Origin of the sequence: Actinomadura sp. 7K534, from assembly GCF_004348575.1 — a bacterium.
Taxonomy (GTDB): Bacteria; Actinomycetota; Actinomycetes; order Streptosporangiales; family Streptosporangiaceae; genus Spirillospora; species Spirillospora livida.
The window spans coordinates 45284-68763 of sequence record NZ_SMKB01000008.1; the positions used below are offsets into that span (position 1 = coordinate 45284).

The following is a 23480-nucleotide window of genomic DNA, read 5'->3' on the forward strand; positions in this document are numbered from 1 at the left end:
GCCGTGACGGCCGAGGACGAGGCGCGGCGGCTCGACGCCGCCGATCCGCTGCCCACCCTGCGCGGGGAGTTCCTCGTCCCGCCCGCCCCCGGCGGGGCGTACGAGGAGGCCGCCTACTTCGCCGGCAACTCCCTCGGGCTCCAGCCGAGGGCGGTCGCGGGACGGCTCCGCGAGGAGCTCGACGACTGGGCGCGGCTCGCCGTCGAGGCCCATACGGAGGCCCGCCGGCCGTGGGTGGCCTACCACGAGCTGCTGCGCGAGCCCGCGGCGCGCCTCGTCGGCGCCCTCCCGCACGAGGTCGTCGCCATGAACTCGCTGACGGTCAACCTGCACCTGATGATGGCGAGCTTCTACCGGCCCGCCGGGGACCGCACCCGCATCGTCATCGAGGACTCGGCGTTCCCCTCCGACTCCTACGCCGTCGCCAGCCAGGCGGTCCACCACGGCCTCGACCCGGCCGCGGCCGTGGTGCGGCTGCGGCCGCGCCCCGGCGAGGACGACCTGCGCACCGAGGACGTCGTGGCCTTCCTCGAACGCGAAGGGGACACGGTCGCGCTCGTCCTGCTCGGCGGCGTCAACTACCTCACCGGCCAGCTCATGGACATGCCCGCGATCACCAAGGCGGGCCGCGCCGCCGGCGCCGCCGTCGGCTGGGACCTCGCGCACGCCGCCGGGAACGTCCCGCTGCGGCTGCACGACTGGGACGTCGACTTCGCCGCCTGGTGCACCTACAAGTACCTGAACAGCGGGCCCGGAGCCGTCGCCGGATGCTTCGTCCACGAGCGGCACGTCCGGGGCGCGTCCGTGCCGAAGCTGGCGGGCTGGTGGGGCACCGACCCGGCCGTCCGGTTCCGGATGGACCCCGACATCTCGCCGCCCGCCTCCGCCGACGCGTGGCAGCTGTCCAACCCGCCGATCATGGCCCTGGCCCCGGTGCTGGCGTCCCTGGAGATCTTCGACCGGGTCGGGATGGCGGCGCTGCGCGCCAAGAGCGAGCGGCTCACCGGCTACCTCGCGGACCGCCTCGCGGAGACCGGGGCGCGGATCATCACCCCGGCCGACCCGGCGGCCCGCGGCGCCCAGCTCTCGCTGCGGGTGGACGACGCGGGCGGCCTCGTCCGGCGGCTCGCCCAGGACCGCGGAGTGGTCGCCGACGCCCGCGAGCCCGATGTCGTCCGCCTCGCGCCCGCCCCGCTGTACTGCACGTTCCACGACTGCCACCGCGCCGCCGAGGCCCTCCGGGATCTTGTTTAGGAGTGTCGGTGCATAGGGTGGCCCGGCATCGGGTAGGTTCGGTTGCGTTGCACGATGGCGCCCGGTCAGGCCGGCCGGGAGCCAGGCAGTCTCGAAGCGTTTTCTCCGGGTGACCGGCGGGCGTGAGATGAGTCCGCTTGCAGCCCGGTCCGCCGCCCGGCGGGCCGGTGAGTTTCACCCGAAGGGAAAGACCATGGCCGAAGGCACCGTGAAGTGGTTCAACTCCGAGAAGGGCTTCGGGTTCATCGCGCCCGACGGCGGCGGCCCGGACGTGTTCGTCCACTACTCGGCGATCGCCACCAACGGCTACCGCAGCCTGGACGAGAACCAGCGCGTCTCGTTCGAGATCACGCAGGGCCAGAAGGGCCCGCAGGCCGAGGGCGTCTCCCCGCTCTAAGGCCACAGCGAGCTTAGAAGGCCGGGGACGCACGCCGTCCCCGGCCTTTCGCGTGCCCGCCCTCCGGGGGCTACTCCCGGGGCAGCCGCTCGCCGGTGCGCAGCCGGTCGAGGCCGAGCCAGATGAACTCGATCGCCATCTGCTCGGCGCGGTCGCGCGGGGTGTCGGGATGCTCCAGCCACCACGACACCATCGACAGCATCGACCCGTACATCAGGGGGACGAGGAGCCGCGCGCGCCGCTCGTTCACCGCCAGCGCCGCCGGGGACAGCTTCGGGTCGGCGCGGCGGCGGCGCAGCAGCAGGTCTGCGAACGCGCCGCCGAGGCGGTCCCGCAGCTCGCGCAGCTCCACCCCGACGTCGTCGGGCTTGTCGAGGTGCCGGACCACCAGCGCCCACGCGTCCGGCTCCTCGGTGGCGTAGTCGAACAAGACCCGGATCATGGCGCGGATGCCGTGCGGCGAGCCGCGCTCGGCCAGCACGGCCTCGTTCAGCCGCGCCGTCAGCTCGGCGACGATCGCCTCGGTGACCTCGGCGAACAGCTCCTCCTTCGAGGTGAAGTGCTGGTACAGCAGCGCCTTGGACACCTGCGCCGCGGCGGCCACGTGCTCCATCTGCGTCAGGTGGTAGCCGCGGCGGCCGAACTCCTCCAGCGCCACCTGGAGCAGCTGCTCGCGCCGCCGGGCGTACGGCATCCGCCGCCGTACGCCGGGCGCGCGCTCCCCCGTGCCGTCGGTCATGCGTCGGTGTACTTGCCCAGTTCGGCGCGGGCGACGGAGCGGACGTGGACCTCGTCCGGGCCGTCGGCGAGGCGCAGCGTCCGCAGGCCCGCCCACATGGCGGCGAGCGGGGTGTCGCCGCTGACCCCGGCGCCGCCGTGCACCTGGATCGCCCGGTCGACGACCTCCAGCGCGACCCGCGGCGCGATCACCTTGATCGCCGCCACCTCGGACCGGGCGGCCTGCACGCCGTGCTTGTCGATCAGCCAGGCGGTCTTGAGCGTGAGCAGCCGGGCCTGCTCGATCGCCATCCGCGACTCGGCGATCTGCTCCCGCACCACGCCCTGCCGGGCGATCGGCCCGCCGAACGCCTCGCGGGACAGGGCGCGCCGGCACATCAGCTTCAGCGCCCGCTCGGCCGCGCCGAGTGCGCGCATGCAGTGGTGGATGCGGCCGGGGCCGAGGCGCGCCTGGGCGATGGCGAAGCCGCCGCCCTCCTCGCCGACGAGGTTCTCCACCGGGACGCGGACGTCGGTGAAGGTGATCTCGCAGTGGCCGTGCTGGTCCTGGTAGCCGAACACGGGCAGCGGCCGGACGATCTCCACCCCGGGCGTGTCGACCGGGACCAGCACCATCGACTGCTGGCGGTACGGGTGCCCGTCCGGGTCGGTCTTGCCCATCACGATCATGATCTTGCAGCGAGGGTCGGCGGTGCCGGTGATCCACCACTTGCGGCCGTTGATGACGTAGTGGTCGCCGTCCCGCTCGATGCGGGTGGAGATGTTCCTCGCGTCGGAGCTGGCCACCTCCGGCTCCGTCATGGCGAACGCGCTGCGGATCTCGCCGTTCAGCAGCGGCTTGAGCCACCGCTCCTTCTGCTCGGGCGTGCCGAACAGGTGCAGGACCTCCATGTTGCCGGTGTCGGGCGCCGCGCAGTTGGTGGCCTCGGGCGCCAGCTCGGGGGACCGGCCGGTCACCTCGGCGAGGGACGCGTAGTCCGTCACGCTGAGGCCGTGGGCCGGGTCCTCGCTGTCGGGCAGGAAGAGGTTCCAGAGGCCGCGCTTGCGGGCTTCGACCTTGAGGTCCTCCACGATCTGGGGCAGGTGGTGCTCGCGCCCCGCCGCGCGCAGTTCCGCCCGCTGGGCCTCGTACACCGGCTCCGCCGGATACACGTGGGAGTCCATGAATTCCTGGAGGCGGCCGAGGTGGTCCTGGGCGCGCTCGCTCAAACCGAAGTCCATTCCGCTAGAGTAACTGACGAGTCAGTTACTTTCACTCCGTGAGGGGAGTCCCATGGCAGTCGACGACCGCGGCTTCGACGGCACCGGCAAGGTCGCACTGATCACGGGCGGAGCCAACGGCATCGGGGCCGCGGTGGCGCGCCGGCTGGCCGAGGACGGTGCCCGGGTCGTCCTCGCCGACGTCGACGCGGCCGCCGGGACAGCGCTCGCGAAGGAGCTGGACGGCGCCTTCGTCCGCTGCGACGTCCGCGAGCCCGCCGAGAGCGAGGCCGCCGTGGCGGCCGCCGTCGAGCGCTTCGGCGGCCTGGACGTGGCGTTCCTGAACGCCGGCGTCGCCGGCGGGGGCGGGGTCGGCGACGACTTCGACCTCGCCGCCTACCGGCGGGCCATGGGCATCAACTTCGACGGCGTCTTCTTCGGCGTGCACGCCGCGCTGCCCGCGCTGCGCGCCCGCGGCGGCGGCGACATCGTCGCCACCGCGAGCATGGCCGCGCTCACCGCCACGCCGTTCGACCCGGTCTACGGGGCGAACAAGGCGGCCGTGGTCGGGCTGGTCCGCGCCCTCGGCCCGAAGCTCGCGGAGGAGGGCGTCCGGGTGAACGCGCTGTGCCCCTCGTTCGCCGACACCGACATCCTCACCCCGATGAAGGGGCATCTCCAGGAGACCGGATTCCCCATCCTGGACGTGGCCGACGTCGTGGAGGCGTTCATCCGCATCCTCGCCGCGGACGGGGCGGGCGAAGCCTGGTACGTGGTCCCCGGGCGCCCGTCCGAGCCTTTCAAGTTCCGCGGCGTCCCCGGCCCGCGCTGAAATCCGACCGGACAGGGAGAATCATGCGCGCCATCCAGATCACCGAGTTCGGCGGGCCCGACGTGCTCACCGTCACCGAGCTGCCCGACCCCGAGGCCGGGCCGGGCCACCTGCTCATCGACGTCTCGCGGGCGGGGATCAACTACGCCGACACCCACCAGGCCGAGAACAGCTACCTGTCGGAGTCCACGCTGCCGCTGGTCCCCGGCGGCGAGGTCGTCGGCACGACCGCGGACGGCCGCCGCGTCGTCGCGCTCGTCGGCACCGGCGGGTACGCCGAGAAGGCCGTCGCGCCCGAGGCGCTCGCGTGGGACGTCCCGGAGGGCATCGACGACCTCACCGCCCTCGCCATGGTCATCCAGGGCGCGTCGGCATGGGTGCTGCTGCGCCGCAGCGTCCACCTGGCACCGGGGGAGTCCGTCGTCGTGCACGCCGCCGCGGGCGGCGTCGGCAGCCTCGCCGTCCAGCTCGCCAAGGCGTGGGGCGCGGGGCGCGTCATCGCCACGGCCTCGTCGCCCGACAAGCGCGACCTCGCCCTCGAACTCGGCGCCGACGCCGCGGTCGACCCCGGCGAGCCCGACCTCAAGGCCGCCCTCATCGAGGCCAACGGCGGCAGGCGGGTGGACACCGTCCTGGAGATGACGGGCGGCACCGTCACCGACGACAGCCTGCGCGCCCTCGCCCCGTTCGGGCGCCTCGCCTTCTACGGCATGGCGTCGCGGAAGGAGCCGTCGCCGGTTCGCCCCGCCACGCTGATGAGCCACTCCACCACGATCGCCGGGATGTGGCTCGCGCACGTCTTCCAGCTCCCCGGCGACGTGATGCGGACCGCCCTCGACGAGCTGTTCGGCCTCGTCGCGGACGGACGCCTCCGCGCGGTCGGGGGCGGCGAGTACGGCCTCACCGAGGCCAGGCGCGCCCACGAGGACCTGCGCGCCCGCCGCACCACCGGGAAGCTCGTCCTCGACCCGTCGCGCTGAGAGGGCCTGACGGGGTCAGCCCACGAGACCGTTCTCGTAGGCGTACACGACGGCCTGCGTGCGGTCGCGCAAGGCGAGCTTGGTCAGCACGTGCCCGACGTGCGTCTTCACCGTCTGCTCGGCCAGCACCAGCTCCGCGGCGATCTCGGCGTTGGAGAGACCGCGCGCGATGAGCCGCAGCACGTCCAGCTCGCGCGGCGTCAGCCCCGCGGTCGCCTGCGGGCTGGGCCGCTGGTGCCGCCGCCGGCGCGCGAAGTCGCCGATCAGCCGCCGGGTGATCGACGGGGCGAGCAGCGCGTCGCCGGACGCGACGACCCGCACGCCGTTCACCAGGTCGGCGGCGGAGGCGTCCTTCAGCAGGAAACCGCTGGCCCCCGCGCCGAGCGCCTCGTAGACGTACTCGTCCAGGTCGAACGTGGTCAGCACGAGGACCTTCGGCCGCACGTCGGCGGGGTCGGTGTCCGGAGCCGGGGCGCCGATCAGCTCGGCGGTGGCGGCGAGCCCGTCCATCTCCGGCATCCGGATGTCCATCACGACCACGTCGGGATCGAGCCGCCGGGCCATCTCCACCGCCTCGCGGCCGTTGCCCGCCTGCCCGATCACCTCGATCCCCGGGTCGGAGGACAGCAGCGCCGCGAGCCCGTCGCGGATCATGACCTGGTCGTCGGCGATCAGCACCCGAATCGTCACGGCAACACCCTACGGCGCCTAAGATCACTCCGGGTCGCCGTAGGGCAGTTCGGCGACGACCGACCAGCCGGCGCCGTCCTGCGGGCCGGCGGTCAGCCCGCCGCCGAGCATCGTCACGCGCTCGCGCATCCCCACGAGCCCGTGCCCGCCGCCCTGCGACTCCTCCGGCGTGCTGCGCGCGCCGTCGTCGGTCACCGACACCGCCAGCGTCTCGGCGCCGTACTTGACCTCGATGTGGACCCGGGACCCCGGCGCGTACCGGGACGCGTTGCTCAGCGACTCCTGGACGATCCGGTACGCCGACAGGTCGACCCCGGCGTTCAGCGGCCGCGGCACCCCGGTGACGACGACCGCGACGGACAGCCCGGACCGGCGGGCCCCGCCGACCAGGTCGTCCAGCCGCTCCAGGCCGGGCTGCGGGGTGCGCTCGGCGTCCTCGCCGTCGGAGCGCAGCAGCCCCACGACGCGGCGGGTCTCGGTGAGGGCCTCCCGCGCGGCGTCCCGCACCACCCCGAACGTCTGCCGCGCCGCGTCCGGCAGGTCCGGGATCTTGTAGGGGGCGGCCTCCGCCTGCATCGCGATCACCGACATGTGGTGCGCCACCACGTCGTGCAGCTCGCGGGCGATGCGGGCGCGCTCCTCAAGCACCGCCTGCCGCGCCAGGTCCTGCCGGTGCTGCTCCTCGCGCCTGCGCAGCTCCTCCACGGCCGAGTGCCGGCCGCCGACCGCGTCGCCGAAGGTCAGCGCGAGCGCCGCGAGCCCGCCGAGGATCATGGCGAACCAGCCCGGCATCCCGAACAGCACGGCGGGCAGCAGCACCCCGGTGATGGTGACGGCGCCGACGCCGAGGGTGGTCTGCCGGTCGGCGCCGACCCCGGTGAAGAACAGGATGACGATCAGGGCGAGGATCGCGGTGACCGGCCAGGGCATGAAGCCCTCCCCGTGCCGGACGAAGACCATCAGGAGCAGGCCCGCCGCGGCGGCCCGCCACGCGGCGAGCGGCCAGCGCGCCGCGAACATCAGCGGCGTCGCCTGCAGCACGCCGAGCGGCCAGGCGAGCCTCGTGTCGACGCCGTCCTGCGTGATGGAGATCGCGATGGACCCGGCCGTGAAGCCGATCGTGAGTGCGAGCAGGAGCAGCAGGATCGGGATGCGCAGCGCCTTGTGCTCGGGCAGCAGGGTGACGGCGGGGTCGTCCCCGCCGGGCATGAGCGCCGAGCGGGCCCCGGCGAGCAGCCGGGGACGGCCCCCCGGCGCGAAGCGGTCTGGTTCGTTCATTTGACTCGGAGCCTAGAACGCGCCGGTGACGGACCGCCTGACCCCGGCGGGGGAGATCCGGCCCGGTCCGCTGGTATCAGGCCGCCCGGCGCGCCCCGCCGGGCGGCGATCTTGCGGTGATCGCCCGGGGCGGCGGACACTGCGTTGATGACCGACCTGAGGCATCCGATCTTCGCCCGGCTCTACCCGCGGCTGGACGCCGCCACCGCCAAGGCGGGCGGGTCCGAGCACCGCGCCGAGCTGCTCGCCGGGGCGTCCGGCCGCGTGCTGGAGGTGGGCGCGGGGTACGGGGCCAACTTCGCGCACTACCCGCCGGAGGTCACCGAGGTCGTCGCGGTCGAACCCGAGCCGCGGCTGCGCGCCGGGGCCGCCGCCCGCGCCGCCCGCGCGCCCGTCCCCGTCACCGTGCGGCCCGGAGTCGCGGAGGACCTCGACGCCGACGACGCGTCCTTCGACGTGGCGGTGGCCTCGCTCGTGCTGTGCTCGGTGCGCGACCCGGTCCGCGCGCTGGCCGAGCTGAGGCGCGTCCTGCGGCCCGGCGGCGAGCTGCGCTACTACGAGCACGTCCGCGGGAGCACGCCCGGGAAGGTGCGTTTCCAGCGCTGGACCGACGTCGTGTGGCCGTACCTCGCCGGCGGGTGCCACGTGTCCCGCCGGACGGACGAGTGGATCGCCGGATCCGGCTTCACCGTGCGGACCGAGCGGCGCTTCGAGTTCCCGGAGACCCGCGGCAACCCGGCGTCGCCGCACGTCATCGGGATCGCCGTCCGCGACTGATCCACCGCGCGACCGCGAAGCCGCATAAGCCCCCTTCTCCCGGGAAGCGGTGGGGCATGACCGCAGCCGGTGGGATCCCGCACCCCCAGGGCGACCCGGCGGGCAAGGGGCCCGCCAACCCGACCGCCATCGCCGCCCTCCTCGCCACCGCCGCCGCCGTCGGCGGCTTCCTGTTCGGCTTCGACTCCTCGGTCATCAACGGTGCGGTAGACGCGATCGAGGGGGACTTCGGGCTCAGCGCCTTCGTCGTCGGGTTCGTCGTGTCGTCGGCGCTGCTCGGCTGCGCCGCCGGCGCGTGGTTCGCCGGGCCGCTCGGCGACCGCATCGGCCGCGTGCGGGTGATGCTGATCACGTCGGCGCTCTTCCTGATCAGCGCGATCGGCTCCGCCCTCTCCTTCGGCGCCGCCGACCTCATCGTCTGGCGGCTGGTCGGCGGGCTCGCCATCGGCGCGGCGTCGGTGATCGCGCCCGCCTACATCGCCGAGATCGCCCCCGCCCGGATGCGCGGGCGGCTCGGGTCGCTGCAGCAGATGGCGATCGTCCTCGGCATCTTCGCGGCGCTGGTCGCCGACTACTTCATCGCCCGCGTGTCCGACGGCGGCGCCTCCGGCGAGTTCCCCCTGGGCGGCACCGCCTGGCGGTGGATGTTCGCCAGCGAGCTGCTCCCCGCCGCCCTCTACGGCGTGATCGCCCTGGTCATCCCCGAGTCGCCCCGCTACCTGGTGAAGAAGCGGCAGCCGGAGCGGGCCCGGGAAGTGCTGCGGCGGGTCATGGACCCCGCCGAGGTGGACGCCAAGGTCGAGGAGATCTCCCGCTCCCTCGCCGAGGACCGCCCGGTCCGCCTGGCCGACCTGCGCGGCCCCCGGCTCGGCCTGCTGCCGATCGTCTGGGTCGGGCTCCTGCTGTCGGTGTTCCAGCAGTTCGTCGGGATCAACGTCATCTTCTACTACTCGACGTCGCTCTGGCAGTCGGTCGGGTTCTCCGAGGGCGACGCGATGCTCACCTCGGTGATCAACTCGCTGGTCAACGTGGCGTTCACGCTGGTCGCGATCGCGCTCATCGACCGGATCGGGCGGCGCCCCCTGCTCCTCGGCGGCGCGGCCGGCATGGCGCTCTCCCTCGGCGCCCTCGCCGTCTGCTTCGCCACGGCGCCCGTCGTGGACGGCGAGCCCGCCCTCGGCGACGTCGCCGGCCCGGTCGCGCTGGTGGCCGCCAACACGTTCGTCGCCTCGTTCGCCGCGACGTGGGGCCCCGTCGTCTGGGTGATGCTCGGCGAGATGTTCAACAACTTCATCCGCGCCTCCGCCCTCGCCGTCGCCGCCTCAGCGCAGTGGATCGCGAACTTCGTGATCACCACCACGTTCCCGGCCGTCTCGGGCGTGTCCCTCGGCCTCGCCTACGGCATGTACACCGCGTTCTCCCTGCTGGCGATCATCTTCGTCCTCCGCGCCGTGCCCGAGACCAAGGGGCGGGAACTGGAGGACATGGACTCGCTCACCTCGCCGAGGGCCCGCGCGTAAAGCCGTGCGAGGCCCCGCGCAGGTCGCATAGCATGGACGCATGCCGCACGTCTTCGAGACGACGACGCCGGGTCGTTCCCGGCGCGATCGCGGCATGTCCTGAACATTGCACGCGGCAGGGCCCCGGGAGCGATCCCGGGGCCCTGCCGCATGTCAGGCCGCGTTCCGGGACCGCGCCGGGCCCTCCACGACGAGAGGAGCGGCCGATGAAGCAGGATGCGTCCGGAGCACATCCCGAGTCGATAGCATCGGGAACCGCTGATCCAAGCCCATCGAGTCCTGACCGAATACTGCGAGGAGTACCCGTGTCCACCGTGTCGGAGCTGCGCATCACCCTCGACGGGAGCGAGCGGGCGGTGCCGGCGGGCACCACCGCGGGTCAGGCCCTCGACGCCGACGGCCGCACCGTGATCGCGGCCAGGGTGAACGGCGAGCTGCGCGACCTCGCCGGCGAGCTGCGCGACGGGGACGCCGTCGAACCCGTCGAGATCGGCTCCGACGACGGCCGGGCGATCATGCGGCACTCCGCCGCGCACGTGCTGGCGCAGGCCGTCCAGGAGCTGTTCCCCGACGCGAGGCTCGGCATCGGCCCGCCGGTGGAGAACGGCTTCTACTACGACTTCGACGTCGCCGAGCCCTTCACCCCCGACGACCTCAAGCGCATCGAGAAGCGGATGCGGGAGATCGTCAAGCAGGGGCAGCGGTTCTCCCGGCGGCCCGTCTCCGACGACGACGCGCGCGCCGAGCTGGCCGGCGAGCCGTACAAGCTGGAGCTGATCGGCCTCAAGGGCTCCGGGTCCGCCGAGGACGCGGCCGAGGGCGCCGGCGTCGAGGTCGGCGGCGGCGAGCTGACCATCTACGACAACCTCGACGCCAAGTCCGGCGAGCTGCGCTGGAAGGACCTGTGCCGCGGCCCGCACCTGCCGTCCACCCGGGTCATCCCCGCGTTCAAGCTGATGCGCACCGGCGGCGCCTACTGGCGCGGCAGCGAGAAGAACCCGCAGCTCCAGCGGATCTACGGCACCGCATGGGAGTCCCGGGAGCGGCAGGACGAGTACCTGAAGTTCCTGGAGGAGGCCGAGAAGCGCGACCACCGCCGGCTCGGCGCCGAGCTCGACCTGTTCTCCTTCCCGAGCGAGATCGGCAGCGGCCTGGCCGTCTTCCACCCCAAGGGCGGCGTCGTCCGCCGCGTGATGGAGGACTACTCCCGCAGGCGCCACGAGGAGGGCGGGTACGAGTTCGTCAACACCCCGCACATCACCAAGGGCGACCTGTTCGAGGTCTCCGGGCACCTCGGCTGGTACAAGGACGACATGTTCCCGCCGATGCAGGTCGACGGCGGCGACTACTACCTCAAGCCGATGAACTGCCCCATGCACAACCTGATCTTCGGGGCGCGCGGCCGGTCCTACCGCGAGCTGCCGCTGCGGCTGTTCGAGTTCGGCTCGGTGTACCGGTTCGAGAAGTCGGGCGTGGTGCACGGCCTCACCCGCGTCCGCGGGATGACCCAGGACGACGCGCACATCTACTGCACCAAGGAGCAGATGGGCGACGAGCTCAAGAACCTGCTCGGCTTCGTCCTCGACCTGCTGCGCGACTACGGGCTCAGCGAGTTCTACCTGGAGCTGTCCACCCGCGACGACTCGCCGAAGTTCATCGGCGACGCCGCCGACTGGGAGGAGGCGACCGAGGCGCTGCGCCGGGCCGCGGACGAGTCGGGGCTCGACCTCGTCGCCGACCCCGGCGGCGCGGCGTTCTACGGCCCGAAGATCTCCGTGCAGGCCAGGGACGCCATCGGCCGCACCTGGCAGCTGTCCACCATCCAGGTCGACTTCAACCAGCCCAAGCGCTTCGAGCTGGAGTACCAGGCCGCCGACGGGAGCCGGCAGCGCCCCGTCATGATCCACCGGGCGCTGTTCGGGTCGATCGAGCGGTTCTTCGGCGTGCTGCTTGAGCACTATGCGGGTGCGATGCCGCCGTGGCTGTCGCCGGTCCAGGCCGTCGGCATCCCCATCGCGGACGCGCACGTCCCGCACCTGGACAAGGTCGCCGCGATGCTCCGCGAACGCGGCGTCCGCGTCGAGGTCGACACCTCCGCCGACCGGATGCAGAAGAAGATCCGCAACGCGCAGAAGCAGAAGATCCCGTACATGCTGCTCGCGGGGGACGACGACGTCGCCAAGGACGCGGTGTCGTTCCGGTACCGCGGCGGCGAGCAGCGGAACGGCATCCCGATCGCCGAGGCGGTCGAGGAGATCGTGCAGGCGATCGAGGCCCGCGTCCAGATCTGACCGCCCCGACCGCACTGGCCGGCCCGGCCGGACGCCGGTGGGGCCACGCCGCCCCCGTGTGGCGTGGCCCCGGGTCGCTCCGGCGCCGGCCGGTCAGTCCGCGGAGATGACCAGCGGGTTCCCGCCGTCCCTGAACCCGACGGCCCAGACGGAGTCCGTACCGGGGACGCGCGTGATCCCCTGCACCGCGCCCTGCACGTGGGGGAGGGTCTGCTCCAGCCGCCAGGAGCCGTTCGTGTAGTGCAGGATGCGCGGATCGCTGTAGGCGCCGTTCGCCGACGGGACGGCCCAGAGCCCGCCCGCACCGTCTTCGATGAGGCCGTCGGGCGCGTAGTAGCCGGTGTCGGCGTCCGGGCCGAAGGTGTGGTGCTGCCCGCCTCCGAAGCGGCCGCCCGGGGGCAGGACGTCCTCCCGCCAGGTGGACCCGTCCCAGTGGTACGAACTGTCCTTGCGAACGCCGTTCTCCTCGACGTACCCGGTGACCCACACGTCGTCGGCCGCCAGAGGGAGGACCGCCACGAGACGCCCCTTCTTGCCCGCGGCCTGCGGCGGCGTCACGGTCCGCCAGGTGAATCCGTCGAAGCGGGCGGCATAGGCGAGCCCTTGACCGCCCGCGGTGGCGATGCGGCCGACGGCCCAGACGTCGCCGGGAGTCCGCTGCCGGACGCCCTGGATCGAGGCGCCGAGTGTGTGGGGAACCCACGTCCCGGCCGAGTGGCGGTAGACCGAAGGATCGTCCGGCGAGACCGGCATGCCCGCCACCCACGTGTCCTGCGCGCCGGCGTCGAGCGCCTCGATCGTCCTAAGGGAGGCAGGCGCGGCCACCTCACTCCAGCCCTGGGCCGTGGCGTGCGCCAGGTAGGGCGTGCCCTCGCTCGTGCCGTCGGGCTTGTCGCGGGAACCGGCCGCCCACACGTCGCCGGCCGATACCGCGTCCAGGAACTTGATCTGCCCGTGCCCGGGCATGCCGGGCGTGCCGTCCCAGGACCAGCCGCTCCCCGTCCAGCGCTGCAGGGTCGGATTCTGGTGCACGCGCAAGGTGCAGGGACCGGTCTCGGGGCACCACACGGTCTGCCTGCCGTGCCACTGGTAGCCGCCGATCCACAGCGAGTCCGGTCCGGCCGCCGACACTTCCAGCAGCCTGCTGAAGCCGAGGGTGAACGGGGACTGCCGGACGGTCCACGCGGTCTCGGCCCGCGCGGCGGGCCCCACGGCGACGGCCAGGGTGAGTGCGGTGGAGACGGCGGCGATCGCGGCCGGGACAGCGCGCCCGGCGGAACTTCGTATGATCTTCACCTGACGCACTATGCGGCAGGGGTCCCCGGCGTCTCTTGTCCGGCGGATGACAACTCCGGAGGGGCGGGGCGTGGTGGGGGATGGGCGAAATCGCCGAATGTGTCAACCGGGCTCTCCGCGCGAGCGGCTCCTCGACGCGGCCTACACGATCGTGGAGGACGGGGACTGGGAGGCCCTGCGCCTCGCGCAGGTCGCCCGGTCGGCCGGGGTCAGCCGCCAGACCGCCTACAACGAGTTCGGCAACAAGATCGGGCTGGGCCGCGCCCTCGTCGAGCGCGAGATCGACATGCTCGTGGGCGGCGTCCAGGAACGCCTGGACCGGCACCTGGACGACCTCCCGGCGGCGGTGCAGTCCGCGCTGGGGTTCGTCTTCGCCGAGGCGCGGCGGCGGAGGCTGCTGCGGAGCATCATGGGGGCCGGGCGGTACCGGGACGACGACCTCGTCGCCCTCGCCACCCGGGGCGCCGAGCCGATGCTCGCGGAGGTGATCGCCATGTTCGGTTCCTACGCGGACCGGACCTGGCCCGCCGTCCCCGCCGACGTCAGGAGCGTGCTGGTGGAAACGCTGCTGCGGGTGACGATCAGCCACGTCGTCGCCCCCCTGCACGAGCCGGAGGCGGTCGCCCGCGACCTCGGTGCCCTGACCCGGCGCCTCGTGGCCCCGGCCGACGTCTGCGGGACGTGAGTCGGACATGCCCGGAGTTGGTAACCTCAACGCTCACGTGCCACGAACGGGGAGACGGCGGACATGAGGGCCAGAAGACCGGCGCGGCATTCCCGCTCCCTCCCGGCCCGGATCGCCGGCTATGCCGGCACGGTGCTGCTGGTGGCCGCGGCCGTGGTCGTCCTGCTCATCCCGCTGATCGACGACGGGAAGGACGCCGGCGGCGCGGGCGCCCAGAGCCCGCTCGACCAGCACGCATCGCCCGGCGGGCCGGCCGGCGTCCCGGGGGACCCGGTCCTGCCCGGGGCGCCGACCGGGCCGGCGCCACAGCAGGACGGGAGCGGCCTGCCCGCTCCGGGCGGGCGGCAGGACGGCGGCGGCCAGGGCGGCGGGCCCCCGCTTCCCAGCCAGGGCGGCACGGGGGAATTGACGTGGTGCCCGGACGGCACGGCGTCCTACCGCGCCACGGGAACCGGTATCGACGTCGTCATCACCGTGGCCTCCAGCGGAGCGATCCGGGCGGAACTCGTGCTGCAGGGGCGGGCGCCGGAGTCCCAGCAGGCCACCGTCCCGGGCGGGCGGCCCCACACGTTCCACTTCCGTGGCGTGTCACCGGCCCTCGTCGAGCGCGTCAAGGTCACCACCGTCTCCGTCGGGGTGAACATGCAGACGTGCTACGCACGCGTCGGGTGACGCGGGTCAGCGGTGCGGGCCGGCGGCCTTGCGGACGTCGCCGACGGCCACGTTGACCGCCGCGACCCGCGACCCCAGCATCAGGCCCGCGACCCTGGCCACGTTGGCCTTCACCGCGTCGGCCACGTCGCGGATCACGGAGCCGTACTCGACCGCGATGGCGAGGTCGAGCGTCACCTCGTCCTCGTCCGGATCGACGTGCACGCCCGTGCCGCCCCGTCCTGCGCCGTGCGGGCCGGCCTCGCCCGCCGGGCCGGGCCGGGCGATCAGGGCGGCGACGCCGGCGACCTCCAGCGCGGCCAGCGCGGCGATCTTCCCGATCACCTCGTCCGCGATCGTGACGCGCCCCTCCACCCCGGTGGTGATGTCGGACGGCGAGCCCCGCAGCGTCATCGGCACCGCGGCCGCCCCGGCGGCGGGCGGCGCGGGGAGCGGCGTCCCCGGCGGCGGCACCGCGCCGCGGTGGGCGGCCGAGTGCGCCGTGCGGCGGGCGGCCGGCCCGGGGAAGAACGGCGCGGATCCGGCCTCCGGCCCCGGCTCGCCGTTCCCGGTGCGGCCTTCGTCGAGCCCGGTCATGATCGCTCCCTGGGGTGAGGTTCGGGACCATGGTGTCGGAGCGACCGCGGGACGTCACGCAAGGCCCCGCCGGCGGGCGCGTCCCGCGGACCGCGCCGTCCGGGCGCGAGGCGGGATCCCGGCTTCGGGCCGCCGGGAAACTCTCTCTATGCTGCTGGTCAGGACGTGAACAAAAGGAGACCGCCGCCTTGAGCGCAGAGCCGGAGGAGTCCGTGGTGCAGCAGGGGCGCGACGAGGGCGCGTCCGCGACCGGGAGCGAGCGCACGCCCCGCTACGAGGAGGAGAGGGGCGGCGCCGGCACGCCCGACAACTTCCAGCGGCTGTGGACCCCGCACCGGATGGCGTACATCAAGGGCGAGGGCAGGCCGACGGGAGCGGGCGAGGACGACGGCTGCCCGTTCTGCGAGATCCCTCGGATGCCCGACGAGGAGGGGCTCGTCGTGTCCCGCGGCACGTCGGTGTTCACGGTGCTGAACCTCTACCCGTACAACTCCGGGCACCTGATGGTCGTCCCGTACCGGCACGTCGCCGACTACGGCGACCTGGACGAGGCCGAGTGCCTGGAGCTGGCCGCGTTCACCCAGCGCGCCCTCACGGCGCTGCGCAAGTGCAGCGGCGCGCAGGGCTTCAACGTCGGGATGAACCTCGGGCTGGTCGCCGGCGCCGGGATCGCGGCGCACCTGCACCAGCACGTCGTCCCCCGCTGGGGCGGCGACACCAACTTCATGCCGGTCGTCGGGCACACCAAGGTGCTGCCCCAGCTGCTGCGCGACACCCGGCAGATGCTCGCCGACGCCTGGCCGGCCTCATGACCCGCGCCCCGGCGAAGGGGGCTGCGGGGCGGCGGCCGGTGCTCGTCTACGACGGCGACTGCGGCTTCTGCACGTCCTCGGTCCGCTTCATCGAGCGGTACGTGCCCGCCCGCGCGGAGATCGTCGCCTTCCAGTACGCCGACCTCGGCGAGTTGGGCACCACGGCCGAGCGGGCCGAGCACGAGGTCCTGTGGATCGACCGCGCCGGGCGGGTCAGCGGCGGCGCGGAGGCCGTCGGGCGGCTGCTCACCGCCGCGGGCGGCCCCTGGCGGGCGCTCGGGGTGGTCATGCGGGTGGCGCCGGCCAGCTGGGCCGCGCACGCCGCCTACCGGCTGATCGCGCGGAACCGGCACCGGCTGCCGGGCGGGACGGCGGCGTGCGCGCTCCCGCCCGCCGGGCGCCCCGGCGGCGACGGCTGAACGCGAGGGCCCCGCCCGGCGAGCGGACGGGGCCCCGAACGCGCCGCAGGGGGCCGTCAGGTCTCCCTGGACTCGGCGGCGACCTTGTCGGCCAGATGGGTCGGGAGCGGCTCGTAGCGCAGGAATGAGCGGCTGAACGTGCCCGTGCCCTGCGACATGGAGCGCAGGTCGATCGCGTACCGGATGATCTCCAGCTGCGGGACCTCCGCCTTGATCATGGTGCGGCCGCCGGGCACCGCCTGGGAGCCCTGCACCCGGCCGCGCCGCGACGTCAGATCGGACATGATCGGGCCCACGTACTCGTCGGCGATCAGCACGTCCACCTCGTCGACCGGCTCCAGCAGCAGGATCGGCACCTGGCCCGCCGCGTCCTTGAGCGCGAGCGCGCCGGCGGCCTGGAACGCCATGTCGGACGAGTCGACCGAGTGGGCCTTGCCGTCGTGCAGCGTGACCTTGATGTCGACCAGCGGGTACCCGGCGGACACGCCGCGCGCCATCTGCTGCCGGACGCCCTTCTCGACCGACGGGATGAACTGCCGCGGCACCACCCCGCCGACGATCTTGTCGACGAACTCGAAGCCCTCACCGGACGCAAGCGGCTCGACGTCGATGTGGCAGATGCCGTACTGGCCGTGGCCGCCGCTCTGCTTGACGTGGCGCCCGAGCCCCTTGGCCTTGCCGCCGAACGTCTCCCGCAGCGGGACCCGCATCTCGATCCGCTCGACCTCGACGCCGTACCGGGTCCGGAGCCGCTCGATCAGCACGTCGGCGTGGGCCTCGCCCATGCACCACAGCACCAGCTGACGCGTCTCGGAGTTGTTCTCCAGCCGCAGCGTCGGGTCCTCGGCGACGAGCCGGCCGAGCGCCTGCCCGAGCTTGTCCTCGTCGGCCTTGGACTTGGCGCGGATCGCCACCGGGAGCAGCGGGTCCGGCATCGTCCAGGGCGTCATCACCACCGGCGCGGACGGGTCGGACAGCGTGTCGCCGGTCTCGGCGCGGGTCAGCTTCGCCACCGCGCAGATGTCGCCCGCGATGCAGGACGACGCGGTGCGCTGCGCCTTGCCCAGCGGCGACGTCAGCGCGCCGACCCGCTCGTCGACGTCGTGGTCCTCGTGCCCGCGGTCCTCCAAGCCGTGCCCGGAGACGTGCACCGTCATGTCCGGGCGGAGCGTCCCGGAGAACACCCGCACCAGCGAGATCCGCCCGACGTACGGGTCGGACATCGTCTTGATCACCTCGGCGACCAGCGGCCCGTCCGGGTCGCAGGCGACCTCCCTCGGCGGCCCGCCCTTGACCGGGGTCACGGTCGGGATGCCGTGTTCGAGGGGCGAGGGGAACGCCTGGGTGATGACCTCAAGGAGCTCCGGCATGCCGATGACCGGGCCCGGATGGTCGCCGTGCGGGACCGACGTCGCGAGGACGGGGTAGAAGCTGCCGCGCGCCACCGCGGTCTCAAGGTCCCCGATGAGGGCCTTGACGTCGAGGTCCTCGCCGGAGAGGTACCTCTCCATGAGGGTCTCGTCCTCGCTCTCCTGGATGATGCCCTCGATCAGCGTGGCGCGCTGCTCGGCGATCTGGTCCAGGTACTGCGGGTCGGGGTCGCACTCGGTCCGCCGCCCGGTGGAGTAGTCGAAGCAGCGCTGGGTCAGCAGCCCGATCAGGCCGTGCGGCCCGTCCCCGCCGGCCGCGGGGAAGTACAGCGGCGCGACGCCCTCGCCGAAGACGTCCTGGCAGGTCATGACCACGTCGTCGAAGTCGCCGCGCTGCTGGTCGACCTTGGTGATCACGACCGCGCGGGGCATCCGCACCGCGGCGCACTCGTCCCAGAGCATCCTGGTCAGGCCGTCGATGCCGTCCACCGCCGAGATCACGAACAGCGCCGCGTCGGCGCCGCGCAGCCCGGCGCGCAGGTCGCCGACGAAGTCGGCGTACCCCGGGGTGTCGATGAGGTTGATCTTCATGCCGTCGTGGGTGAACGGGGCGAGGGACAGGTTCACCGAGCGCTGCTGGCGCACCTCGACCTCGTCGTAGTCGCTGACGGTCGTTCCGTCCTCGACGCGTCCCGCCCGCTGCACCGTGCCGGTGGCGGCGAGCAGCGCCTCCACCAGCGTGGTCTTCCCGGCTCCGGAATGGCCGACCAGCGCGACGTTGCGCACCCTGTCGCACCCGCCGGCCTCCGGTGCCCTGCCGTGGCCTCCCGGGTGGCCTCCCTTGTCCGCCATGACTACCTCCTCGGACGGGTCTCCGCGCGGAGGCCCGCGTGCGTTGGGGCCCGGCCATGCGGGCGGCCCGGCCCTGCGTCCGAGTGCGGCGTCCGACCTCGTCCAACGTGCGTGACCGACGTCACACCCGTATCACCACCTTTTCCCGTGATGGGCGGGATCACAAGGGGTGAAGGGCAAACAACCGCGATCGGTGCGCGGCGCACGGCGGCCGGACCGGCCCTGACCACGCCGAGGACCCTGCACGGGACGCCTCCGCACTACGATGGGCGCGCTGCGCGGCGGCCCGCGGAAGCCCACTCCCCGAAGATTCACGAGAACGGACGGCGATGCTCAACAGAATCAGGCCCGCGCTGGGGCGCGTCCTCACCCCGGTCGGACACGTGGTCGCGCGGACCAGGGTCTCGCCCAACGCCATCACGGTCATCGGGACCCTGGGCGTCGCGACCGGCGCGCTCGCGCTGTTCCCCCGCGGCGAGTTCTTCTGGGGCACGCTGGTCATCACCGCGTTCGTGCTGTTCGACATGCTGGACGGCGCGGTCGCCCGCGTCACCGGGAAGATCTCGAAGTTCGGCGCGTTCCTGGACTCCACGATGGACCGGGTCGCCGACGCCGCGATCTTCGCCGGGCTGATGATCGGGCTGTCCCGGGCCGGGCAGGAGCCGCTCGCCGGCGTCGCCCTGTACTGCCTCGTCGCCGGGGTCGTGGTGTCCTACGCCAAGGCCCGCGCCGAGGGGCTCGGCTACACCTGCGACGTGGGCATCGCCGAACGCGCCGAACGGCTGATCGTCGCGCTGGTGGCCGCCGGGTTCCACGGGCTCGGCGTCCCCTACATCCTCGCCATCGCGCTGTGGGTCCTGGCCGCGCTGAGCACGGTCACGGTCGCGCAGCGGTTCGCCGCCGTCTACGCCCAGGCGAAGGACGGAGCCGAGACCGCGCCGGAGCCGGCTCCATGAGCGACCCCGCCGCGCCCGGGCGCCGCGCGGGCGGCCGGTCCCCGCGCGGCGCCGACCGCACCGGCCTGCGGGACGAGGTGGTGGACGCCGCGTACGCCGCGGGCTGGACGATCGTCCGCAAGATGCCCGAGCCCGCCGCGCGGCTCGCGTTCGCCGCCCTCGCCGACCGCACCTGGCACCGCCACGGCACCGGTGTGCGGCAGCTGGAGAAGAACCTCTGCCGCGTCCTCGGCAAGGACGCGGTCGACGACGAGGTCCGCGTCCTCAGCAAGAAGGTCCTGCGGTCGTACTTCCGCTACTGGCTGGAGGTGTTCCGGCTGCCCGAGTACAGCCGGGCGCGGATCCTCGGCCGGATGCGGGTGACCGGCGAGAAGAAGATCTTCACCAGCCTCGAAGCCGGGCGCGGCGTCATCCTGGCCCTGCCCCACATGGGCAACTACGAGCACGCGGGCGCATGGCTCGTCCACCGCGGGTACCCGTTCACCACCGTCGCCGAGCGGCTCAAGCCCGAGTCGCTCTTCGACCGGTTCGTCGAGTTCCGGGAAGGGCTCGGCATGGAGGTCCTCGCCCACAAGGGCGCCTCCGCGTACGGGCGGATGGCGCAGCGCCTGCGCGCCGGCCGGCCGGTGTGCCTCGTCGTCGACCGCGACCTGACCGAGAGCGGCATCGACGTGGAGTTCTTCGGGGCCACCGCCCGGATGCCCGCGGTGTCCGCCGCGCTGGCCCTGCAGACCGGCGCCGCCCTCATCCCCGTGACACTCTGGTACGAGGGGGAGTACTGGGCGGCGCGCGTCCACGAGGAGATACCGGTTCCTGGCGAGGGCGGCAGACAGGAGAAGATCCAGGCCATGACCCAGGAGCTCGCACGCGTCTTCGAGGCGGGCATCGCCGCGCACCCGGAGGACTGGCACATGCTGCAGAAGGTCTGGGTGGACGACATCGCGGACGGCACCGGATGAGGATCGGCATCGTCTGCCCCTACACGTGGGACGTGCCCGGGGGCGTCCAGCAGCACATCGGCGACCTCGCCGAGGCGCTGATCGCGCTCGGCCACCACGTGTCGGTGATCACGCCCGCGGACGACGACGCCGAGCTGCCGCCCTACGTCGTGTCCGCCGGACGCGCCGTCCCCGTGCCCTACAACGGCTCGGTGGCGCGGCTGGCGTTCGGGTTCCTTTCGGCCGGGCGCGTCCGCCGCTGGATCAACGACGGCCGCTTCGACGTCCTGCACGTCCACGAGCCCGCCGCGCCGTCGCTCGGCCTGCTGGCCTGCTGGGCCGCGGACGGCCCGATCGTCGGCACGTTCCACGCGTCCTACGAGAAGTCGCGCGTGGTGTCGGTGACCGCGCCGATCCTGCAGAGCGCGCTGGAGAAGATCACCGGCCGGATCGCGGTGTCGGAGGCGGCGCGCACCACCCTCGTCGAGCACCTCGGCGGCGACGCCGTGCTGATCCCCAACGGCGTCGCGACCGAGCGGTACGCGATGGCCGACCCGCTGCCCGGCTGGCCCGGCCGCGGCGCCCCGGCCGGGGGAGTCCCGCAGGGGCCCGCCGGCGGGGAGGCGCTCGGCTTCCTCGGCCGGATGGACGAGCCCCGCAAGGGCCTGCACGTGCTGCTGCGCGCGTTCGACATCCTCGGGCGGCTGCGCCCCGGCCTCCGGCTGCTGCTGGCCGGGCCCGGCGACGCCGACGACGTGGTGTCCCGCGTCTCCCCGGACCTGCGCGACCGGGTCGTCGTCCTCGGCATGGTCAGCGAGGAGGACAAGGTCCGCGCCTACCACTCGGTGGACGTGTTCGTCGCGCCCAACCTCGGCGGCGAGAGCTTCGGCATCGTGCTCGCCGAGGCCATGGCGGCGGGCGCCCCCATCCTGGCCAGCGACATCGAGGCGTTCGACCGGGTGCTGCGCGGGGGGCGCGCCGGCGCGCTGTTCCCCGTCGGCGACCACGAGGCCCTCGCGGCGGCGGCCGGCGGGCTGCTCGACGACCCGGCGCGCCGCAAGCAGCTGTCCGCGGAGGCCCGCGCCGCCGTCCGCGCCTACGACTGGTCGTCCGTGGCCCGCGACGTGCTCCGCGTGTACGAGACGGTCGCGTTCGAGAGCGCCGGCGTCGTCGAGTCCGGCCCGGCCGTGTTCCAAGACGGGGCCTAGGAGACCGCCGGATGTACGACTGGATCATCGACGTCCTGTTCTGGGTCGCCGTCGTCTTCCTGGTCGGCGTGTACGTGTCGTGGCGCGCCACCAGGCTCGACCGGCTGCACGTCCGCGTGGAGACCGCGCGCGCCGCGCTGGACGCGGCGCTGGTCCGGCGGGCCGCGGCGACGCTGGAGCTCGCCGCCTCCCGCCTGCTGGACCCGGCCACCAGCCTGGTGCTGGCCACCGCCGCCCACGAGGCCCGCACCGCCGGCGCCGACCACCGGGAGTTCGCCGAGAGCGACCTGTCGCGGGCGCTGCGCGCGGTCTTCGACCAACCCGGCTTCGCGGGCGCGCTCGCCGACAGCGGAGCCGGCGAGGGGGTGCTGGACGAGCTGTCCGCCGCCGCGGCGAAGGTCGCCTACGCCCGGCGCTTCTACAACGACGCCGTCTCGCAGGCGCGGATCGCCCGCCGCAAGCTGCTCATCCGCGTCCTGCCGCTCGCCGGGCGCGCGCCGCTGCCCGACTTCTTCGAGATCGACGACGACCCGCCCGGGATCTGACCCGCTCGCGGTCCCGTCGGCCGCGAGCGGGTCCCGCGGATTGATCACATCCGGGCCCGGCGGCCGTACCGCTGGACGGGCGGGCGCATCCGGTCGCGTTCGCTACCCTCGGGCAGAGCCGTCAAGGGAGGGCCCATCGTGCGATCCGCCAGGGACACCGGCACCGGCGGCCGGGCGGCCGCGGCGCTCGGTGCCCTCGTCCTCGGCGCCGGGCTGGTGTCCTGCTCCGACTCCGACGCGCCGCGGACGGCGCCGCCGCCGCGCAGCACGGGCACGCCGTCGCCGAGCGCGGCGCCCACGCCCGCGACGCACCCGTTCACCGGCGAGCGGAAGGGGCTGGCCAACCCGGTCCTCGCCGTCAAGATCGAGAACACCCGGCCCGCGCTGCCGCAGAGCGGGGTGAAGGCGGCCGACATCGTCTACGTCGAGCAGGTCGAGGGCGGCGAGACCCGGCTGATGGCGGTCTACTCGACCGAGCTGCCGAAGCGGGTCGGGCCGGTCCGCAGCGCCCGCATCTCCGACCTGCACATCCTGCCGCAGTTCGGCAGGCCCGCCTTCGCGTTCTCCGGCGTCCAGAGCAAGATGAAGAAGCACGTCCGCAAGGCGCCGGTGTACGACATCTCCCAGGAGAACGCCGGGAACGCCTACTTCCGGGCCGGAAGCAAGCCGATCCCGTACAACCTCTACGCCGACCCGAAGGTCCTGCTGAAGAGGGCACCGAAGGCCGGCGGCCCGCGCGACATCGGCTTCCGGTTCGGGGACGCCCCGGCGGGCGGCAAGGCCACCAGGAGCTTCACGGCGCGGTGGCCGTCGGCCAGCATGGGGTTCACCTGGTCGAAGAAGCAGAAGCGGTGGCTCGCCAGCTTCGGCGGCAGCCCGGACCGCGCCGCCGAGGGCGGACGCCTGGGCGGCCAGACGGTCGTCGTCCAGTACGCCAAGACCACCCGCTCGAAGTTCCACGACTTCCTCGGCAGCTACACGCCGCTGATCCACACCACCGGGACGGGCCGCGCCCTCGTCCTCCGCGACGGCAAGTCGTACCAGGCCAAGTGGTCGAGGTCGTCGGAGAAGAAGGGGACCACCTTCACGACGGCCGAGGGCGAGCCGATGACGTTCGCGCGGGGCCAGGTCTGGGTCGTCCTCGTCAACGACGGCAAGCCCTACACGCCCTAGAGGCGGGGGCGGCACGGCGCC

The 23480-nt window shown here is 73.5% G+C and carries 23 protein-coding genes; 16 read left to right on the forward strand and 7 right to left on the reverse strand.

What is annotated here, in order from left to right; all coding sequences use genetic code 11:
- The first annotated feature begins 3 nt into the window (after positions 1 to 3).
- Both kynU and E1266_RS03360 read left to right on the forward strand, forming a co-directional pair.
- Positions 4 to 1254, forward strand: a complete 1251-nt coding sequence (kynU, locus tag E1266_RS03355) for a kynureninase (protein ID WP_132043590.1) — start codon at positions 4 to 6, stop codon at positions 1252 to 1254.
- 193 nt (positions 1255 to 1447) lie between these two features.
- Positions 1448 to 1651, forward strand: a complete 204-nt coding sequence (locus E1266_RS03360) for a cold-shock protein (RefSeq protein WP_131974991.1) — start codon at positions 1448 to 1450, stop codon at positions 1649 to 1651.
- A 70-nt stretch (positions 1652 to 1721) separates the two neighbouring features.
- On the opposite strand, the gene E1266_RS03365 is transcribed toward E1266_RS03360, so the two are convergent.
- Positions 1722 to 2390, reverse strand: coding sequence for a TetR/AcrR family transcriptional regulator (locus E1266_RS03365; RefSeq protein WP_132043592.1), 669 nt, complete (start codon positions 2388 to 2390; stop codon positions 1722 to 1724).
- Positions 2387 to 3610 carry an acyl-CoA dehydrogenase family protein gene (locus E1266_RS03370; RefSeq protein ID WP_132043594.1) on the reverse strand — a complete coding sequence of 408 codons (1224 nt, stop codon included), beginning with the start codon at positions 3608 to 3610 and terminating at the stop codon, positions 2387 to 2389. The genes E1266_RS03365 and E1266_RS03370 overlap by 4 nt, the downstream gene beginning before the upstream one ends.
- A gap of 52 nt (positions 3611 to 3662) precedes the next feature.
- On the opposite strand from E1266_RS03370, the gene E1266_RS03375 reads away from it, so the two are divergent.
- The gene (locus tag E1266_RS03375) at positions 3663 to 4421 is read left to right on the forward strand and encodes an SDR family NAD(P)-dependent oxidoreductase (protein WP_132043596.1); all 759 of its coding nucleotides are present in this window, start codon (positions 3663 to 3665) and stop codon (positions 4419 to 4421) included.
- Positions 4422 to 4444: 23 nt separating this feature from the next.
- Positions 4445 to 5401, forward strand: a complete 957-nt coding sequence (locus E1266_RS03380) for an NADPH:quinone oxidoreductase family protein (protein WP_132043598.1) — start codon at positions 4445 to 4447, stop codon at positions 5399 to 5401.
- 15 nt (positions 5402 to 5416) lie between these two features.
- On the opposite strand, the gene E1266_RS03385 is transcribed toward E1266_RS03380, so the two are convergent.
- Positions 5417 to 6091 carry a response regulator transcription factor gene (locus E1266_RS03385; protein ID WP_132043600.1) on the reverse strand — a complete coding sequence of 225 codons (675 nt, stop codon included), beginning with the start codon at positions 6089 to 6091 and terminating at the stop codon, positions 5417 to 5419.
- 24 nt (positions 6092 to 6115) lie between these two features.
- Complete coding sequence (locus E1266_RS03390; RefSeq protein WP_243718199.1) at positions 6116 to 7369, reverse strand: sensor histidine kinase; 1254 nt, start codon at positions 7367 to 7369, stop codon at positions 6116 to 6118.
- Between the two features lie 147 nt (positions 7370 to 7516).
- Here E1266_RS03390 and E1266_RS03395 point away from each other — a divergent pair, with 147 nt between their 5' ends.
- The 3 genes from E1266_RS03395 to thrS all read left to right on the forward strand — a co-directional run bounded on the left by E1266_RS03395 (position 7517) and on the right by thrS (position 11957).
- Positions 7517 to 8146: a class I SAM-dependent methyltransferase gene (locus E1266_RS03395; protein WP_132043602.1), complete on the forward strand. Its 630-nt coding sequence runs from the start codon at positions 7517 to 7519 to the stop codon at positions 8144 to 8146.
- 56 nt (positions 8147 to 8202) lie between these two features.
- Positions 8203 to 9666 carry a sugar porter family MFS transporter gene (locus tag E1266_RS03400; protein ID WP_132043604.1) on the forward strand — a complete coding sequence of 488 codons (1464 nt, stop codon included), beginning with the start codon at positions 8203 to 8205 and terminating at the stop codon, positions 9664 to 9666.
- Between the two features lie 305 nt (positions 9667 to 9971).
- On the forward strand, positions 9972 to 11957 hold the full coding sequence (thrS, locus tag E1266_RS03405) for a threonine--tRNA ligase (protein WP_132043606.1): 1986 nt from the start codon (positions 9972 to 9974) through the stop codon (positions 11955 to 11957).
- A 93-nt stretch (positions 11958 to 12050) separates the two neighbouring features.
- Here thrS and E1266_RS03410 read toward each other — a convergent pair whose 3' ends face one another.
- Positions 12051 to 13253, reverse strand: coding sequence for a hypothetical protein (locus E1266_RS03410; protein WP_132043608.1), 1203 nt, complete (start codon positions 13251 to 13253; stop codon positions 12051 to 12053).
- Positions 13254 to 13350: 97 nt separating this feature from the next.
- On the opposite strand from E1266_RS03410, the gene E1266_RS03415 reads away from it, so the two are divergent.
- Together E1266_RS03415 and E1266_RS03420 are read left to right on the forward strand one after the other, a co-directional pair.
- Positions 13351 to 13938 (forward strand): TetR family transcriptional regulator, encoded by a 588-nt coding sequence (locus E1266_RS03415; protein ID WP_165965909.1) that lies wholly within the window; start codon positions 13351 to 13353, stop codon positions 13936 to 13938.
- A 63-nt stretch (positions 13939 to 14001) separates the two neighbouring features.
- A complete protein-coding gene (locus E1266_RS03420; RefSeq protein ID WP_132043612.1) occupies positions 14002 to 14610 on the forward strand; it encodes a hypothetical protein in 609 nt (202 codons plus the stop codon).
- A gap of 6 nt (positions 14611 to 14616) precedes the next feature.
- Here E1266_RS03420 and E1266_RS03425 read toward each other — a convergent pair whose 3' ends face one another.
- Positions 14617 to 15186, reverse strand: a complete 570-nt coding sequence (locus tag E1266_RS03425) for an Asp23/Gls24 family envelope stress response protein (protein WP_132043614.1) — start codon at positions 15184 to 15186, stop codon at positions 14617 to 14619.
- A gap of 320 nt (positions 15187 to 15506) precedes the next feature.
- Here E1266_RS03425 and E1266_RS03430 point away from each other — a divergent pair, with 320 nt between their 5' ends.
- Complete coding sequence (locus tag E1266_RS03430) at positions 15507 to 15998, forward strand: HIT domain-containing protein (protein ID WP_243718202.1); 492 nt, start codon at positions 15507 to 15509, stop codon at positions 15996 to 15998.
- Positions 15995 to 16417: a DUF393 domain-containing protein gene (locus E1266_RS03435; RefSeq protein ID WP_132043616.1), complete on the forward strand. Its 423-nt coding sequence runs from the start codon at positions 15995 to 15997 to the stop codon at positions 16415 to 16417. Before E1266_RS03430 ends, E1266_RS03435 begins: the two co-directional genes overlap by 4 nt.
- A 56-nt stretch (positions 16418 to 16473) precedes the next feature.
- On the opposite strand, the gene E1266_RS03440 is transcribed toward E1266_RS03435, so the two are convergent.
- Positions 16474 to 18639, reverse strand: coding sequence for an elongation factor G-like protein EF-G2 (locus E1266_RS03440; protein ID WP_132043618.1), 2166 nt, complete (start codon positions 18637 to 18639; stop codon positions 16474 to 16476).
- Positions 18640 to 18968: 329 nt separating this feature from the next.
- Between E1266_RS03440 and pgsA the strand changes: the two genes are divergently transcribed.
- The 5 genes from pgsA to E1266_RS03465 all read left to right on the forward strand — a co-directional run bounded on the left by pgsA (position 18969) and on the right by E1266_RS03465 (position 23459).
- On the forward strand, positions 18969 to 19595 hold the full coding sequence (pgsA, locus tag E1266_RS03445) for a phosphatidylinositol phosphate synthase (RefSeq protein ID WP_132043620.1): 627 nt from the start codon (positions 18969 to 18971) through the stop codon (positions 19593 to 19595).
- Positions 19592 to 20554: a phosphatidylinositol mannoside acyltransferase gene (locus tag E1266_RS03450; protein ID WP_132043622.1), complete on the forward strand. Its 963-nt coding sequence runs from the start codon at positions 19592 to 19594 to the stop codon at positions 20552 to 20554. The genes pgsA and E1266_RS03450 overlap by 4 nt, the downstream gene beginning before the upstream one ends.
- Positions 20551 to 21741, forward strand: a complete 1191-nt coding sequence (locus E1266_RS03455; protein ID WP_132043624.1) for a glycosyltransferase family 4 protein — start codon at positions 20551 to 20553, stop codon at positions 21739 to 21741. The genes E1266_RS03450 and E1266_RS03455 overlap by 4 nt, the downstream gene beginning before the upstream one ends.
- 11 nt (positions 21742 to 21752) lie before the next feature.
- The gene (locus tag E1266_RS03460) at positions 21753 to 22286 is read left to right on the forward strand and encodes a hypothetical protein (protein ID WP_132043626.1); all 534 of its coding nucleotides are present in this window, start codon (positions 21753 to 21755) and stop codon (positions 22284 to 22286) included.
- Between the two features lie 138 nt (positions 22287 to 22424).
- A complete protein-coding gene (locus E1266_RS03465; RefSeq protein ID WP_132043628.1) occupies positions 22425 to 23459 on the forward strand; it encodes a DUF3048 domain-containing protein in 1035 nt (344 codons plus the stop codon).
- Positions 23460 to 23480 lie beyond the last annotated feature (21 nt).